This is a genomic window from Paenibacillus tyrphae (genome assembly GCF_000722545.1).
GTDB lineage: Bacteria > Bacillota > Bacilli > Paenibacillales > NBRC-103111 > Paenibacillus_G > Paenibacillus_G tyrfis.
The window spans coordinates 13284-29929 of record NZ_JNVM01000007.1 but is presented as its reverse complement, the minus strand read 5'-3'; the positions used below and the strand labels follow the sequence as shown (position 1 = coordinate 29929).

The following is a 16646-nucleotide window of genomic DNA, read 5'->3' as shown; positions in this document are numbered from 1 at the left end:
GTACAAAGAGGGTACTAAACATCATAAGGAGGAAAAGCAAGTGCAGAAAAGAACACTCTTTGCAGGTATGTTGGCATTGACGCTCCTTACTTCCGTCTCCCCGGCCCCGCTATCGGTGGCGGCCGAAACGGGGCAAGCCATCGCGGTAACGCTAAACGGACAGCCAGTCAGCTTATCCGTGCAGCCCCGTTTAATCGGAAACACACTGATGGTGCCGCTCCGCGAGCTGTCGGATGCGCTCGGCGTTAAGGTGCAGTGGGACGAAGCCGAACGCTCGGCCACGGCAAGCAAAACGGATCGCTCGATCAAGCTTCGGCTGGACAGCAAGGAAGCTTTCCGCGGAAGCGAAGCCGTCACGTTAGACGAAGCGCCCGCGCTCGATAACGGAAATATTTTGGTACCGCTGCGCTTTTTCAGCGAGTCGTTCGATTTTAACGTTTATTGGGACGGTCCGAACAAGCGCGTCACGATTGCCGATGCGGACAAAAGCTTGCCGACCGTCGGTTCGCAGGAACGGATGGAAGCGCTGCTTAAGGAATCCGCCGCCGTTCACGGCAACGGCCGCAACATGATCTTAATGGGCGATAATGCGGTCGCGGTCACCGAGAAATCGTCCGCTGCCGCACCGCAAGCTGCCGGAAGCGCCGCCAAGCAGGCTTCCGATGCAGCGTCCCCCGCCTACTCCGGCACGAACGTGCAGGTGCAGGGCGTCGATGAAGCGGACGTCATCAAGACGGACGGCACCTACATTTATCAGGTCAATCGCGACCGCGTTCTCGTGACGAAAGCCTCTCCGGCCGAAAGCATGAGCGTCGTCAGCACCGTCTACTGGGCGGACCCGAATTTTTATCCGCAGGAGCTGTATGTCGATAACAACTATCTCGTCGTTGTCGGGAACACGTCCTATCCGACGTACGAGAAGCCGGGACCGGTTCCTTATGACGCCAGCCCTGCGGTTTCTGCAGAGCCGGGCATCGGAACGGCCAAAAAGATGGTCGTATGGCCGGGACGCCCGACCCGCTCGACCACGAAAACGATCGTTTACGAGCTTGGCGACCGGACACAGCTGAAGCAAGTCCGCGAGGCGGAACTGGAAGGGCATTACGTCTCTTCGCGCAAAATCGGCGACTCGTTGTACGTCGTAACGAACAAATCGATGAATTATTTTTGGATCATGCGCCAAGAGGCGGACTCCGCCGCGAAACAGGCGAACGAATCGCTGCCGGCCTACCGGGATTCCGCTGCCGGAGACCAATTTATTAAGATCGGCTATGAGGATATCCGATACTTCCCGAAAGCCGTCGAGCCGAACTATTTGCTGATCGGCGGCCTCAAGCTCAGCAAGCCCGATCAAAAAATGCAGGTGACGAGCTATCTCGGCTCCGGTCAAAACGTCTACGCTTCTCCCGACAACTTGTATGTCACCGTGAGCGAGTACGAGCCGCTGAAAGAGAATGAGCAGACGGTGCAGGCGGACGGCAAAACCACCTTCATCCCCGCGCCGCTTAATATGACAAGCGCCATTTATAAATTCGGCATGGATAACGGAACGGTCCGGTATGTCGGACGCGGCAAGGTACCGGGACATGCGCTGAACCAATTTTCGATGGATGAGCACAACGGCTACTTCCGCATCGCCACCACAAGCGGCGACATGTGGCGGAACGACGAGCATACGTCGAAAAATAACGTGTATGTGCTGAACGAATCGCTAAGCGTCGTTGGCAAGCTGGAAGGGCTGGCTCCGGGCGAGCGCATCTATTCCGTACGCTATGCCGGGAACCGCGCCTATATGGTGACGTTCAAAAATACCGATCCGCTGTTCGTCCTGGATCTGAGTAACCCTCAAGCTCCGGCCATGCTCGGCAAGCTAAAAATTCCGGGCTACAGCGACTATCTGCATCCGTACGACGAGAACCATCTGATCGGCTTCGGCAAAGAAGCTGTGGAGGTCTCCAACAAGAAAGGCGACGGCTCGGACACGATCGCTTTCTATCAAGGCATGAAGCTTGCCCTGTTCGATGTATCCGATGTGGCGAATCCGAAGGAGATGTTCAAGGAAACGATCGGCGACCGGGGCACCGAATCGCCGCTGCTGTACAATCATAAAGCGCTGCTGTTTTCCAAGGAGAAGCAACTGCTGGCCTTCCCGGTTACTGTTGCGGAAGTGAAAGATAAGACCGGCGCCAACACGCAAGAAAACGCATCGAAATACGGGGATTTTACCTTCCAAGGCGCTTATGTTTACGGGCTGGATCTGCAAAAAGGCTTCCAGCTTCGCGGCAAGATCACGCACTTGACGGGAGACGATATGAACAAAGCGGGCCAGCACTGGTACGGCAGCGAACGCAATATCGAGCGCCTGCTATATATCGGCGATACGCTGTATTCGTCCTCGCCCGATATGCTGAAAGCGAACGATTTGAATACGCTGCGCGAAGTCGGTTCGCTGCAGCTTCCGGCTTGGAAGCCGCGCAATCCGTAACGGTTGGCTTTTTGTCCTCCATGGGGTACAATGTCCGAAGTGACATTTATCCGCTTGGAGGACTGCTTAAGCCATGGTAACTACCGTTATCGTCATCAGCATTATCGTCGCTTTGCTTATCTCGGGCATCACTATGTATGTAACGAAGCTCGCTTATTCCCGCAAGGAAGAGGATTAAACCGCTGTTACAGCCACAGCGAGAGTAGGAGAGTTACGGCGCCGCCAAACGCCGAGCTTAAAGCGTTAACCGTGTCGTTGGTCATGAACGCCAACCCCCGGATTGGAACCGCCGCTGCCTCGCAGTGGCGGTTTTTTTCGATTTCTTTCCCGCAGACGCGGCATCGGTACATGACCTGAACCACCGCCCCGAGCCACGAGTCGGCCAGCGACCCGGCGAGGCCCCCAACCAGCCCAAGGACGCACAGGCCGGCCGCCGAATGGACGGAGACCGCCCACGCAGAGGCGTCTGCCTGCTCCGGCTGCAGCGCCGCCAGCGCCCAAGCGACGGCTCCGATAAACAAGCCGCCGGCCGCGGATGCGGCAAGGCCGAGTGACGATACGCCGCCGGAAGTGCCGGGCGGCACCGGACGGCCGCTGACGATGGAGCGCGGGGCCGTTCGGCTGAGGCCGCCGATCTCCGTCGCCCACGTGTCCGCAGTCACCGTTGCCATCACGCCAGTGTAGGCGGCCCACCAGGCCGGATGCGGCACGAAGGCGGCGCCCAGACAAAGAGCGAGCCCCAGGCCGCCGTTGGCAAGCACCTGGCCGGCATCCCTCCGTCCGGATTTGGCGTAGCTGCTCTCGGCGGCCGCCTTCTTCTTGCTCTTCCACTTCGACAACAGCGAGGACGAGATAAAAAACGCAATCAGCGTCCCGAACCAAGCCAAGCTTCCTACCGCATACATCAGCGTTCCGAGCAGGACCGCAGCGGTGAACCCCGACCCGGATAGCGAACGTTTCCTGTACGCCGCTCCGGCAATCAGAACGCTTCCTGCCAATCCGATGATCCAAGGCTGCAATTCATCCGAGCCCCCTTCCAACCCCTATGAAAATGATTGTAAAAAACCGGCTGCGGCAGATCGATTTCCGATCCGGGACCCGCTACTTCCCAATCCTGGCTGTAAAAGCGCCAAAAGCCTGCTCTCCCCAGAACAGCTCGAAGCGGTCTCCGTCATTCACTGCCCCGACGCCCGCAGGCGTACCCGTGTAAATGATATCCCCTTCACCCAAGCCGTAATGTGCGGCGATATAATCTACGATCACCTGTAGATCAAAAATCATATCGTTCAAATTCCCCCGCTGTACTTCCTGACCGTTCCGGTTCAAGGAATATTCCACCTGCTTGACTTGCCCAAAGCCGGGAAACGGACGGAATCCGGTCAGCGCGGCCGAGCCCTTAAACCCTTTAGCCGGGAGCCAGGGGTGGCCTTTCTTTTTCAACGCCGATTGCACGTCCCGCAAGGTAAAATCGATGCCCAGTGCCAGCTGGTCCACCAGCTCGTCCACGGTAATGCCCTCTTTATACGCTTGTCCGATACGGAGCACCAGCTCGGCTTCGTAGTGCACCTCGCCCCGTCCGCCGGGCAGCTCAATTTCCCCGCCGTCAATCACCGCCAGTGCATGTGTCGGCTTCGTAAAAATCATCGGCTCTTCCGGAATATCGTTGCCGAGCTCCGCCGCATGCAGTCCGTAATTGCGTCCTACGCAATAAATGTTGCGAATCGATTCGTTCATCTTCGGATCGTTCCTTTTCCGTTAAAATAAGACTCCGCCTTCATTATAAGCCCGGCTCGGGGGAATCTCAACGCTCGCGCATCGTAAAAAACGCCCGCCTCCCCGACGATAACCGTCGAAAGCGAAGCGGACGTTGATTTAAAATATTTGTCAACCGGATGTTTTCCGGTCTTCCTCCGTCTTGCGGGTTTCGCCGGAGGATTTTGAAGATTCGTTCGTTTTCTTGGAATCGGTCGATTTCTTCGGATCTTCGGCAGATTTCTTGGTGCTTTCGGGCGATTTTTTACTGCCCTCGGACGATTTGGCGTCGTCAGTCGTTTTCTTGCCCTCGGTATTCTTGCCGGTTCCCTGCGACTTGCCCGACTCTCCTGTCTTCCCGGTCTGTGTTTTATCCCCATCCGTCTTCTTGCCCGTCTCCGTTGTCTTCCCGGCCTCGGACTTCTTGCCCTGCTCGGCCTTCTTCGGATCGGCGGCTTTGCCGGAATCGGCAGGCTTTTTCGTCCCGTCCGCAGGCGATTTGACGGCTGTTTTGGACGTTCCGTCGACGATGCCCGTTTCCTTCTTCACAGGTGGCTTCTCTTCCGCTTCAGACGGAATCGTGCGAGTCTCCCCAAGCGTAATCCGCCCTTCCTTGTCGATCTGCGCATTGACGGACAAGTTCGTCAGCTTCTCGAACAGCGTGTCCCGGGCCTCGTCGACCATCGGGACCGGCTGGGCCCACTTGGTCAAGATCGGTACCATGCTGAGATCGCAGCTTCGTTCCTTGGTGCAGGAGGCTTCCAAAATCATGCTTTCCCAAGTATTCGGATTATCATTGGTAGTAAATATAAAATTGCCCATGCTGTAGGCGATCCATTTGCCCTTGTACTGCTCGAAGCCTTGAACGACATGCGGGTGGCTGGCGACAACGAGATCTGCGCCCTGATCGATATACTGCCTTGCCAGATCCGTCTGCGATTTGACCGGATACGCCTTGCGCTCTTCTCCCCAATGGGCGATAACGACAACCAGATCCGCCTCGGCTCTCGCCTTGCCGATGGCTTCAAACGCAAGCTTCGTGCTGTAGGTTTCCGCCATCCCCGGCTTCGATTTGCCGGCGTACCAGCTCGTATCGGGAATGACCCGGCTGAAGCCGAGGAAGGCGATCTTGATGCCTTTTTGCTCCATAATCACGTAGCTATACGCTTCGTCCGAATTCCGGCCCGCGCCTACGTGCTTGATGTCCTGGGCATCCAGATAATCCAGCGTATCGAGCAGTCCTTCGACGCCGTAGTCCATGCTGTGGTTGTTGGCGAGATTGACCAGATCGAAGCCCGCGCGCTTCAATTCGGGCAGCGACTTCGGTGACGACCGGTACACGTATTCTTTCTCCTGGGCTTCGCCCCTTGTCGTGATCGGAGTTTCCAGATTCGCCACGGTAATATCCGCCTTCTCCAAGTACGGCTTGACATGCTTGTACGGATAATCGTAGCCGTTCTTTTGAAGCAGGTCATCCACCTTGCTGCCGAACATGACATCGCCCACGAACGTGAGCTTGACTTTCGGGGATTGCTCCTGAGGCGCCGTCGCTGTACCGCTATCCGTTGCCGGCGGCTTTTCTGGAGTGACGCCTGGAATCGTCGTCGTAGGCGGCTTGGACATCGCTTCAATCTTGGGAGGCAGAGCCAGCCCTCCCCCTTTGGTTTCCTCCTGCGGAGGATCCAGCTTTTGAATCAAATATGCGAAGGCACCAACCGTGATGAGGCTTAACAAGCCAATTTTTAGCCAGAGCGTTCTTTTCTGCTTCTGCTCCTTCTCCTGTTCATGCTTTAGCTTACGCGATTGCTCCGTATCAACCGGTTCCGTTTGAATCTTAACCTACCCCTATCCTATCCCGCTGCGAATCAGCGCATATGTTCTCTTTTCCCATTATAGCAAATCGTCCGTCTGTGGTCATGGGGCACAAATACCTAAAAAAAACGATTGCCAAACGCCTCCTTATTCTGGTAACATAGATTTTCTCTCGACTTTTTAGGCAACTCACCTCAATCCGCCTCATTCCTCGCCGAACCCGGCGAATCGGGCTTATCTGCCGTTACCAGCCAAGCTCCAATCCAAGCATACGGAGGTATCTATGCTTTTCCCTGTCTTAATGAAGAAAGCGTTCGCACGCAATCTGCAGTACCGCTTGTCCCATGCGGTCAATACGGTCGCCAGCGTCGTCTTCGGGCTGATCTACGTCTCGATCTGGCAGGGCATCGGACAGCAGGACGGCATGCACGGCTACAGCCTGCAAACGGTCATCCATTATGTCGCGTTGAACCAAGCGACGCTGTGGGTTACGTTGTTCGTGACCAACGGGCTTGGGATCGAGCGCTCGGTACGCACCGGACAGATCGCTACCGACTTGATGCGTCCGGTTCATCTGTTTTACCAGCTCATGTGCCGTGAATGGGGACAAATCGGTTACCAATTGCTCTACAAGACGATCCCCATCTACCTGATTTACATATGGATGCTTTCGCTGCCGGTTCCGCGCAGCACCGGCACCTGGCTCGCTTTCGCCACGGCGCTTGCGATGGCCGCCTATATGAACATTTGCGTGAATTACCTCATCGGCGTAACGGCCCTCTGGACTACCGAATCGACTTGGCTGTTTTGGGTTCATAATTCTATTTCAAGCGTGCTTTCCGGCTTTCTCATTCCGATCGAATGGCTGCCGCATTGGCTTCAGCGCATCGCTTACTTGACGCCTTATCCGTACATGCAGTACATCCCAAGCAAAATTTATTTGGGCCTCGCTTCCCCGTCCGAAATGTACGGCGGCCTTTTGTGGTGCGTTCTGTTCACTGCGCTTTGCCTCGCCGCAACCGCTATGGTGCGGAATAAAGTGGAGGTGCAGGGCGGATGAGCACGGTGCGCATGTTTTTGCTGCTGGTCAAAGCTAGCGTCCGCAGCCGGATGCAGTACAAATTCAACTTCTGGCTATCCACCCTGCTCGCGGCCTTTGTCAGTGTGATGGACTTTTTGCTGCTCTCCGTGATTTTATGGAAATTCGACTCGATTCAAGGCTGGAGCTTGTACGAAATCGGCTATTTGTACGCTACCATCCTACTGTCCAAAGCGCTCTACCGCAGCTTTGCCAACGACGTGCACCATCTGGAGAAATATTTGGTCTCCGGCGATTTGGACCAGCTGCTCATCCGGCCGATTCCCGTCTTGCTGGCGCTGATGTCGCAAAACTTCCGCCTGATGCTCGGCGAATGGGTGCAGGGCGGCATCATCCTGACGCTCTGCTTAGGACACTTGATTAGCTCGGGACAGGTGACCGCAGCCGCTATTCCGCTCACCGTCGTCGTTCTGGTGACGGGCGCGGTGCTTCTGTTCGCCATCGGACTCGGCACCGCAACGATCGGCTTCTGGACGACGCGGGTCAGCGATCTGCAAAATTTGACGGAAGATGCCGCAAACAAAGCCGTGCAGTATCCGATGGAGCTGTATCCCGGATGGCTGCGGACATTGCTGCTCACCTTGATCCCTGTCGGGATGGCCAACTACATGCCGGCACTTTATATCGTGAAGGGCGAATTCGGCTGGTGGCTGCTCCCGGCCGTCATGGCTTTTGCCGTCGTCTTCCTGTCGCTCATGCTGCGGTTTTGGCGGTTCGGCCTGAGCCGCTACCAAAGCAGCGGAAGTTGATTTTCCTTAGACTTCGACTTCCAGATCTGAAAGGAGCGAATAAACCGATGATTGAGGTTAAGCATTTACATAAAAGCTTTCGCATTCCCGCCCCCCATTTAAGCCGGTGGGAACGGATCAAAGCGGCCGTGACCGGAGGCGGAGCGCAAAAAACGGCGGTCCGCGATATCAGCTTCACGGTCGGCCCGGGCGAGTTCGTCGGCTATATCGGTCCGAACGGCGCCGGAAAATCGACGACGATCAAAATGCTGACCGGCATTCTGCACCCGACCTCGGGCGAGGTGAGGATCGACGGCATGAGCCCGCACAAGGACCGGCGCCGGGTCGTTTCCCGGCTCGGCGTCGTCTTCGGCCAGCGCAGCCAGCTGTGGTGGGACTTGCCGGTGCGCGATTCGTTCGATATTTTGTGCGCCATGTACCGCATCGACCGGCAGCGGCAGCAGCGGACGCTGGCGGAGCTGGACGGGCTGCTCGGCCTCGGCGAATTCGCCGATACGCCGGTCCGCAAGCTGTCGCTCGGCCAGCGGATGCGGGCCGATCTTGCCGCCGCTCTGCTGCACGAGCCGGACATTCTGTTCCTCGACGAGCCGACCATCGGACTGGACGTCATCGCGAAACGCAACATTCGCGGGCTGCTGTCCAAAGTAAACCGGGAGCTCGGCAAAACGGTGCTGCTGACGACTCACGATATGGACGATATCGAGCAGCTCTGCGACCGCGTCATGGTGATCAACCACGGGGCGCTGGCGTACGACGGAACGATCGGCGAGCTGCGGGAGCGCATCGGACTCCCGACGATTTTGCGCGTATCGTTTGAAGCCGAAGTTTCTCTGGGCGTTGCCACGGAGCCGGAGTTGGGCTTCACCGTCGCGGAAGCGAACGGCTGCGAGCTGACCGTCCATTTCAACCGGCAGGAGCTTCCTGCCTTGGAAGTACTCCGCCGGCTGGAGCCATATGGAACGGCCCGCGACGTTCATATGGAGGAGCCGGATTTCGAAGAGATCATTCATAAAGTGTACTAAGACGCCGACAAAGCCGCAAAAAAATAGAAACCTTCGGAGAATGCCGTTCTCCGAAGGTTCTTTGCATGTGCTATAATGGAAGAATCCGCCACTTGGCAGCAGAAACAGGAGGAACCTACACATCATGGACAACATTGCCGTCATTTCCGACATCCACGGCAACTTGCCTGCGCTGGAGGCGGTCGCCCGGGATATTCGCCGCCGCCGTATCCGGCGTATCATCTGCCTCGGCGATCTGGTCGGCAAAGGGCCGCAGCCGTGCGAAGCGGTGGACCGCATTCGTGAGCTGTGCGAAACGACGGTGCAGGGCAACTGGGATCACGGCATCAATAACCCGCAGGACAAGGAGACCGGTTTGTGGCAGCAGCGCCTGCTCGGGACCGAGCGGCTCCGTTACTTGCGCGAGCTGCCGTTTTCCGCGGAGCTGTGGCTAAGCGGACGCCGCGTGCGTCTTTTTCATGCTTCCGCGCAAAGCATTTATCATCGCGTGCTCCGCAAGGCTAATAAGAAGGAAAAGCTAGCAATGTTCCAAAATACGGATCAGACGGGCGGCTTTGCAGGCACGGAGCTGACGCCGGACGTCATCGGCTACGGAGATATCCATGTTCCTTACGTCCAGACGCTGAAGTCGAAAGCGGGACAAGGTCTGCTGCTGTTCAACACCGGCAGCGTCGGCGCGCCTTACGACGGGCTCCCTTATGCGAGCTATGCCATTCTGGAAGGAGAGACGTCGCATCCGGCCTGTCTGGAGCCTGCTCCGTTCTCCGTACAGCTCGTCCGCGTGCCTTATGACGTCGAGAAAGCCGTCGCCACCGCCGAACGCGTCGGCCTGCCCAATCTGGAGCGGTTCGTCGACGAAATTCGCAGCGGGATCGAGCGGAAATAACGAGCGTCCTCTGGTAGCCGCATTTTTCGGCTTGCTCCGAACACGTTTGCATCGCAGAAATAATGAGAGTATACTCGAAGCATGTCGAAACGTTACATTACATAGACCAGCACACAGATGACGGCAAACGTGTTATTCGGTTTGCATGCGATGGTCAGCTTGAAAAGAGGCGAGCTCGCGTGGCGAAATGGCAGGTTAACTTAATCGTATTATGGGTGGGACAATTTTTGGTCATGGCCGGCATGACGATGATTGTTCCTTTTTTGCCTTTGTATTTGCAGGAGCTGGGCCTCCATGATCCTCATAGCGTCGCTACTTGGGCCGGGGTCATCTTTGCGGGGAATTTCGTGACCTCCTTTATCTTTCAACCGATCTGGGGCGGACTCGCCGACCGGTACGGACGCAAGGTGATGCTGCTGCGCTCCGGCTTCGGCATGGCGATCGTCATGACGCTGATGGGCTTCTCGACCAGCGCCTGGCATCTGCTGCTGCTCCGTCTTTTGAACGGTACGGTGTCCGGCTTCGTGCCCGCGGGGGTCGCGCTGATGTCGGCCACCACGCCGCGGGAGAAGGTCGGCTTCGCGATGGGCACGCTGCAATCCGGTTCCGTCGCCGGATCGATTCTCGGGCCGTTTCTCGGCGGGCTGCTGGCGGAATGGATCGGGTTCCGCAACATTTTCTTCGTGACGGGCGCTACGCTCTTCGCCGCCTCGCTGCTTGCAGCGGTGCTGGTGAAGGAAACGTTCGACGCGAAAAAAGCGCTTCAGAAGCCAAAGCAGTCCATGCTGGCGGCGTTCAACGAGCTGCGGCGCATCTCGCAGCTTCCTTCACTGTACTCCGTCACCTTCTTGATCCAGTTCTCGCTGCTGAGCGTCATGCCGCTTCTCCCGCTGTTTGTCCAGCAGCTTCACGGACAGGACGAGATGCTGGCGTTCTACGCCGGTCTGGTCGGATCGGTGACCGGCTTCTCCAATATGATCGCTTCGCCGATATTCGGCAAATTGTCCGACCGGATCGGACCGGAGAAAATTCTCGTAACGTGCCTGCTCGGCGCTGCCGTGGCTTCGGTCCCTCAAGCCTTCGTACACAACGTGTGGCAGCTCTGCGCGGCCCGGTTTTTTCTCGGCATTTTTCTCGGAGGACTGCTCCCTACGGTGAACGCGCTTATCCGGAAATATACGCCGAACGGGATGGAAAGCCGCTCCTACAGCTTCAATACGAGCGCGCTAGCGGCCGGGAACATGCTGGGCCCTGTCGTTGGCGGAGCGATCTCCGGCGTGATGACGATCCAGCAGCTTTTTCTCGTTTCGGCCGTCCTGCTCTTAATTAACGGCTTGTGGGCCCGAAAATCGATTTTGCTCCGACAAAAATCGACTCACCCCCCTTCATAACCACGCTTTGTGGCGATCAGCCTGTAAGCCTTTGGTGCTTTGTCATCCTGGGCTTGCAGGATTTTTTTGCCAAAAATCTATGATTTTCTGCCCATTTTCTCCGAAATTTTGACAAATTAGTGAACTTTAATGAAAACTTAGTAAATAAATTATGCCATTTTTCCTAACAAGAAGGAAAATGTATCCGATAATAAGAATGTAAGAAATAGTAAAGAAAATTAAATATTTTTTCCTCCTGCTTACCTTATGGATGGTGTTTCCAAAGGAGGTGAACCAGAAGTCCGCTTATGATCTGTCATCTGTCGTTCCACCGGGAAGTATCCAATTCAACAGAGAAAAGAGGAAGATCATTATGACGCAATCGCAAGTTGTTGAAACGATATCGACGATCATCGCAGAAGAACTTGAGAAAACCAAAAAGTCGAATCCTTTTTTCACCCGATTTCCCGAGAGCGCGCAGCCGGAAAATTTCAAATGGTGCATGCACTTATACCACTTGTCCAAGCATTTCGGAGAGCTACTTAAGCTGCGCTGGGAACGGTTCCCGGATGTCGAGCACGATGTCTTCTCCACCCATTACGAGGAAGAGAAAGACCACGCCGAGATGCTCCGCCAATGGATGACGGATTTGGGGCTTGACGACCCCGAACAATCGTTTCCGAATGATGAGACCGAGGACTTCATTTCGCTTCAATACCGCGCTGTCAGCTCCATGAGCGAAAACTTGTCGCTGCTTCTTGTGAACAGTACGGCGGAAGGCTACGCCCATGCCATGTACCTGCACGCCTACGCGATTTTGAAAAAAGCCGGATTTACGAATCTGGAGTATTGGGAAATTCACTGCGAGGCGGACGAGGAGCACAGCAACGTCTATCATCACATTCAAGATATGAACGATCAAGAACTAAAGGAAGCCGAGCATTTGGTTCGATATACGTGCCGTTCGCTCGATATCATGCTCGCGTCCTGGTTTAAATAGGAGGGAATATAATAGATATGGCATTCGAAGACGTTTTTAAGTATCACGTTGACCGCACGAACAATGTTTTGTCCTGGCAAGTACTCGATTCGTTGACGGTGGAGGACGCCACCGAAGCAAGCAAGCTGGTAAAAAGCAGCCTTGCTTCGATGAGCGGAGCCAAGCTCCTCGTCGATAACCGTTTCATGATCAAGAACGGCCGGCCGATCGTTTTCTCTCCCGAAGTGAACGCGATTTGGGAGCAGCTTCAGGGCGGCATTTTGCCTCAAGTATCCCAGTGCGCCGTGCTGTGCAGCGGAGCGATTATGAAAATGCAAATGGACCGCATCGCGCGGGCGTCCGGATTTATCAACGTGCTGCAGAGCTTCTGGAACGACGATCCGAGCGTCATGAAAAAGGAAGCCTACGTCTTTCTGGGCATTTCGTCCAACGAGTTGATCGACAGGCCCATTAGCGTATAAATGCGGTATATATAAAAAGAAGGCCAGGAAACGCTTGATGCGCTTCCCGGCCTTCTTTGATTCCTTGTGCAACGCGAAGCGAACCTCACTAGCACCGTGCAATCAGCTCCGCGAGAAGCGCTGTACGGAACGGAATTTCGTCTATCCGGACGTACTCGTCGGGCGAATGGGCGTAATCGCCCCGCGCCCCGAGTCCGTCCAACGTCGGCGTGCCGACGGCGGCGGTAAAATTGCCGTCGCTGACGCCGCCCGTATGCGTCTCCTCCAGCTCGACGCCGAATTCGGCGCGGGCAATCTCCTGCGCCAGCGCAAACAGGACTGCCGTCCGTTCCGTCCGCTCCATGGGCGGACGCATCATCCGGCCGGTCAACTGCAGCCGGGCCTTCGGCAGTACGGGAACGAGCCCGCCTAGCGCCGATTCGATTCTCCGGGCTTCCTCTGCCGTGGCGACGCGGATGTCGATATCCCCTTCCGCGTTCTCCGCCACGACGTTAGGGCCGATGCCACCTTTGACGACGCCGACGTTCACCGTCGTCCCGACGGCGGGATCGGTCAACGCATGCAGCCGCTGGATCTGGCAGGCGAGCTCCTGGATCGCCGAAACGCCTTTTTCCGGGTTCACGCCGGCATGCGCGGACACGCCCTGCACCGTAAGCTTAAACCGGCCGCTTCCTTTGCGCGCCGTCTTCAGCGCGCCGCTCGGCTCCATCGGCGGCTCCAGCACGAAGGAGACCGCCGACTTTCTGGCCTGCTCTTCGATAAAAGCCCGGGATGTCGGACTGCCGAGCTCTTCGTCACTGTTGAGCAGAAGCACGATTTTTTTACCCGCCGGGAACCGCCCCGACTCCTGCAGCGCCTTGATCGCAAACATCGCCTGCATCAGCCCTGCCTTCATGTCGTAGACGCCCGGCCCGTAAGCACGTCCGTTCCCGATGTGAAACGGACGGCGCGACGCTTCTCCTCGCGGCCAGACCGTGTCGAAGTGGCCGAGCAGCAAAATCTGCTTATCCCCTTGCCCTACCTCGCACAGAAGCCGGTCGCCGTACATTTCGTTCGGAACCCGGACGACCGTGCCTCCCGTAATTTCCTTGAATTGACCCGCGTACCAGTCCGCCATCCGGTCGTTCAACGCTTTGTCGGCGGATGGCGAATCCATATTGACGCTTGCTTCAAGCCGCGCCAGCATCTCGGGCAAATATTGTTCAATCCGATCTTTTATTGACTTCACACCGCAGCATCTCCGTTAATGGGAATGCGAATTCGATCCGAACAAACGGTCCAATCCGTATGCCCTTTCCAATATAATGATGAACACCAAGCTTAGTAAAATTACGACGGACGATACGGACGCGACGAGCGGGTCCAGCGTTTCCTGCATATAGCTGAACAGCGCCATCGGAAGCGTCGTTGTCGTCGGGGAGACGAGAAACAACGACACCGTCACGTTATCGAACGAAGTCAAGAAAGCGAAAATCGCGCCGGAAATAATCGCCGGCTTCAGCAGCGGCATCGTAATGTCCCAGAAAACGTTCAAGGGCTTGGCGCCCAAAATGTAAGCCGCTCTCTCCAGCGTATAATCGAAGGAGCTGAGCCCCGTCAGCACGAGCCGGACCACATACGGAATCGAGATCAGCGTGTGCGCGAGCAGCAGCCCGGTGAACGTGCCGGCCAGTCCGATCCGCGTGAAAAAGAGCAGCGCCGCAATCCCGATGATCAGCGCAGGAACGGTCAGCGGCGATAGCAGCAGCCCGTTGATCAGCCCTTTGCCGGGAAACTTGTACTTGTGCAGCGCAAGTCCCGCGATGGTGCCGAGCAGCGTGGAAATGACGGCGGTCAGCGCCGCCAGCTCCAGACTGAACCAGAACGAATCGACGAATTCCGGGCGGTCGAAAATTTTGATATACCATTGCAAGGAAAATCCGACCGGCGGAAACGACAAATATTTGGTCGATGTCAGCGAGGTCGGGATAATGACCAGCAGCGGCGAAACAACGAACAAGACGACGAAAAACGTAATGAGGCCGAGCGGCGAAAATCGTTTTGTCATGAGGAGAACACCTCTTTATAGCGCCGCGTTTCGATAAGCCGCGTAAACAGCGAAACGAGCGCGATGGTCGAACCGAGCAGCAGGAACGAAAGCGCCGCCCCCAGCGGCCAGTTGAGCTGGGCCATAATTTTCTCGTAAGCGATGACCGGCAGCACTTTCACGGACGTGCCCCCCATCAGCGCAGGCGTAACGAACGCGCTCATCGACAGGCTGAACACGAGCGTCGTTCCGGCGACAATGCCGGGCAGCGTCAGCGGAAGCGTCACCGTGAAGAACGTGCGCACCTTGCCCGCGCCGAGAATGCCGGCCGCTTTATAGAGCGAGCCGTCGATCTGGTACAGACTCGTCGCGATGGCGAGAATCATATACACGATCAAGGAGTCGGTCAAGCCGATGACGACGCCGAGCTCGTTATAGAGCAGCTTGAGCGGCGTGTCAATAAGCCCCAGCTTCAGCAGCGTGCTGTTGATCCAGCCCTTCTCGCCCAGGATGACGACCCAGCCGAAGTTCCGGATGACCACGCTGATCAAGTGCGGGGAAATAATTAGAAATGTAATGATCCCGCGCAGCTTGCCCGACGTCTGGGCCATGAACATCGCCACCGGATAGCCGAGCACCAGACAGGCCAGCACCGAGAGCAAGCCCAGTTTGACGGTTCGCCATAAAATTTGGAGATAGTAAGTATCTTTAAAAAAGATCGTATAGTTCTCCAGCGTGAACTGCCCCTGCTTCCCCTCCAGACTAAGAAGAAAAATATAAAGCATCGGCAGCAAAAACACGCCGGCGACGACGGCCAGACTTGGAAGCAGCAGCAAGGCGGCGCTCCGGACAGCGGGTGACTTGCCTTTACCCATGGGTCTCATGCCCCTTCCTTGGGAAAACGAACACGTCCTCCGGCTTCCATTCCAGCCACACCGAATCGCCGACCGACCATTCACGGTCCTGACGGTCGGAAGGAATGCGCACATTCAGCGTATATCGGCCGACCTGGACTTCGCATTCGGCGTAAGCTCCGAGGAAGGAGATTAGTTGGACGACACCCTGCACCCGATTGACGCTGCCGGAGGGATTCTCGCCGCCCTCAGCCACAAAACCGATCCGTTCGGGACGGACATAGACGGAGACGGCGTCTCCCGATTGAAGCGCAATGCCTTTGAACGCAGCCTGAAGCGGATGCCCGTCCTCCGTCACGAGCGACAGCGTCTGGCTGCCCATCGCCTCCACTCTGCTGGTCATCCGGTTCGATTTGCCAATGAACGTATGTACGAACTCGGACGCCGGGCGGTTATAAATTTCCCACGGGGTGCCGATCTGTTCTACCTTGCCGTGATCCAGCACCACAATCCGGTTGGACAGGTAAAGCGCCTCTTCCTGATCGTGCGTCACGAAAATGGTGGTCAGACCGATCTCCTGCTGCAACCGCTTTAACTCGTCGCGAAGCTCTTCGCGCAGTTTGGCGTCCAAGTTACTCAGCGGCTCGTCCAACAGCAGCAGCGACGGCTCGGTCACGAGCGCGCGGGCGATGGCGATGCGCTGCCGTTGGCCTCCCGAAAGCTGCTTCGGATAGCGGTCGGCCACGTGAGGCAGCTTGACCAGCTCCAGCACCTTCCGCACCCGCTCCTGCATTTCCGCCTTCGGTGTCTTGCGCAGCTTCAGCCCGTACGCCACATTTTCAAAGATCGTCATATGCGGGAACAACGAATACGTCTGAAACACCATGCCCAGATCCCGTTTATTGGACGGCACGCCGTTCATCTTCTTGCCCTTAATAATCAGTTCGCCCTGATCCGGCTCAAGAAAGCCCGCGATCATATTGAGCGTTGTCGTTTTGCCGCAGCCTGAAGGGCCGAGGAACGAAACACATTCCCCCTGCTCAACTTGCAGATTGAACTGTTCCACGACCACGTTGGATCCGAACTTTTTCTGGATGCCTTTAAGCTCCACATCGATCGTTTTTGTCATG

Annotated in this window: 15 protein-coding genes; 8 read left to right on the top strand and 7 right to left on the bottom strand. The window is 56.5% G+C overall.

The annotated features are described in order from the left end of the window. The first annotated feature begins 40 nt into the window (after positions 1-40). The gene (locus ET33_RS09715) at positions 41-2485 is read left to right on the top strand and encodes a beta-propeller domain-containing protein (RefSeq protein WP_036680057.1); all 2445 of its coding nucleotides are present in this window, start codon (positions 41-43) and stop codon (positions 2483-2485) included. A gap of 185 nt (positions 2486-2670) precedes the next feature. On the opposite strand, the gene ET33_RS09710 is transcribed toward ET33_RS09715, so the two are convergent. From ET33_RS09710 to ET33_RS09700, 3 genes are all read right to left on the bottom strand, one after another. Continuing rightward, positions 2671-3504: a DUF92 domain-containing protein gene (locus ET33_RS09710; protein ID WP_036680056.1), complete on the bottom strand. Its 834-nt coding sequence runs from the start codon at positions 3502-3504 to the stop codon at positions 2671-2673. A gap of 82 nt (positions 3505-3586) precedes the next feature. Then, entirely contained in the window at positions 3587-4219 is a 633-nt protein-coding gene (locus ET33_RS09705) for a fumarylacetoacetate hydrolase family protein (protein ID WP_036680054.1), read from the bottom strand. Between the two features lie 150 nt (positions 4220-4369). Continuing rightward, positions 4370-5935, bottom strand: coding sequence for a CapA family protein (locus ET33_RS09700; RefSeq protein ID WP_051775224.1), 1566 nt, complete (start codon positions 5933-5935; stop codon positions 4370-4372). Between the two features lie 397 nt (positions 5936-6332). Here ET33_RS09700 and ET33_RS09695 point away from each other — a divergent pair, with 397 nt between their 5' ends. From ET33_RS09695 to ET33_RS09665, 7 genes are all read left to right on the top strand, one after another. After that, a complete protein-coding gene (locus tag ET33_RS09695; protein WP_036680052.1) occupies positions 6333-7109 on the top strand; it encodes an ABC transporter permease in 777 nt (258 codons plus the stop codon). After that, positions 7106-7897, top strand: a complete 792-nt coding sequence (locus ET33_RS09690) for an ABC transporter permease (protein WP_036680048.1) — start codon at positions 7106-7108, stop codon at positions 7895-7897. Before ET33_RS09695 ends, ET33_RS09690 begins: the two co-directional genes overlap by 4 nt. A gap of 47 nt (positions 7898-7944) precedes the next feature. Then, positions 7945-8919 carry an ABC transporter ATP-binding protein gene (locus tag ET33_RS09685; RefSeq protein ID WP_036680031.1) on the top strand — a complete coding sequence of 325 codons (975 nt, stop codon included), beginning with the start codon at positions 7945-7947 and terminating at the stop codon, positions 8917-8919. A gap of 124 nt (positions 8920-9043) precedes the next feature. After that, complete coding sequence (locus ET33_RS09680; protein WP_036680029.1) at positions 9044-9805, top strand: metallophosphoesterase family protein; 762 nt, start codon at positions 9044-9046, stop codon at positions 9803-9805. 179 nt (positions 9806-9984) lie between these two features. After that, complete coding sequence (locus ET33_RS09675; protein WP_036680027.1) at positions 9985-11196, top strand: MFS transporter; 1212 nt, start codon at positions 9985-9987, stop codon at positions 11194-11196. 352 nt (positions 11197-11548) lie between these two features. Continuing rightward, entirely contained in the window at positions 11549-12175 is a 627-nt protein-coding gene (locus ET33_RS09670; protein ID WP_036680025.1) for an iron-containing redox enzyme family protein, read from the top strand. A gap of 17 nt (positions 12176-12192) precedes the next feature. Continuing rightward, entirely contained in the window at positions 12193-12636 is a 444-nt protein-coding gene (locus tag ET33_RS09665) for a hypothetical protein (RefSeq protein WP_081890269.1), read from the top strand. Positions 12637-12724: 88 nt separating this feature from the next. Here ET33_RS09665 and ET33_RS09660 read toward each other — a convergent pair whose 3' ends face one another. From ET33_RS09660 to ET33_RS09645, 4 genes are read right to left on the bottom strand one after another with little or no spacing between them, the layout of a single operon-like run. Continuing rightward, positions 12725-13822 carry a M20 family metallopeptidase gene (locus tag ET33_RS09660; RefSeq protein ID WP_051775232.1) on the bottom strand — a complete coding sequence of 366 codons (1098 nt, stop codon included), beginning with the start codon at positions 13820-13822 and terminating at the stop codon, positions 12725-12727. Positions 13823-13879: 57 nt separating this feature from the next. Then, positions 13880-14683 carry an ABC transporter permease gene (locus ET33_RS09655; protein ID WP_036680018.1) on the bottom strand — a complete coding sequence of 268 codons (804 nt, stop codon included), beginning with the start codon at positions 14681-14683 and terminating at the stop codon, positions 13880-13882. Beyond that, the gene (locus tag ET33_RS09650; protein ID WP_051775223.1) at positions 14680-15537 is read right to left on the bottom strand and encodes an ABC transporter permease; all 858 of its coding nucleotides are present in this window, start codon (positions 15535-15537) and stop codon (positions 14680-14682) included. The genes ET33_RS09655 and ET33_RS09650 overlap by 4 nt, the downstream gene beginning before the upstream one ends. Continuing rightward, the gene (locus ET33_RS09645; RefSeq protein ID WP_036680015.1) at positions 15530-16645 is read right to left on the bottom strand and encodes an ABC transporter ATP-binding protein; all 1116 of its coding nucleotides are present in this window, start codon (positions 16643-16645) and stop codon (positions 15530-15532) included. The genes ET33_RS09650 and ET33_RS09645 overlap by 8 nt, the downstream gene beginning before the upstream one ends. Position 16646: the final 1 nt, after the last annotated feature.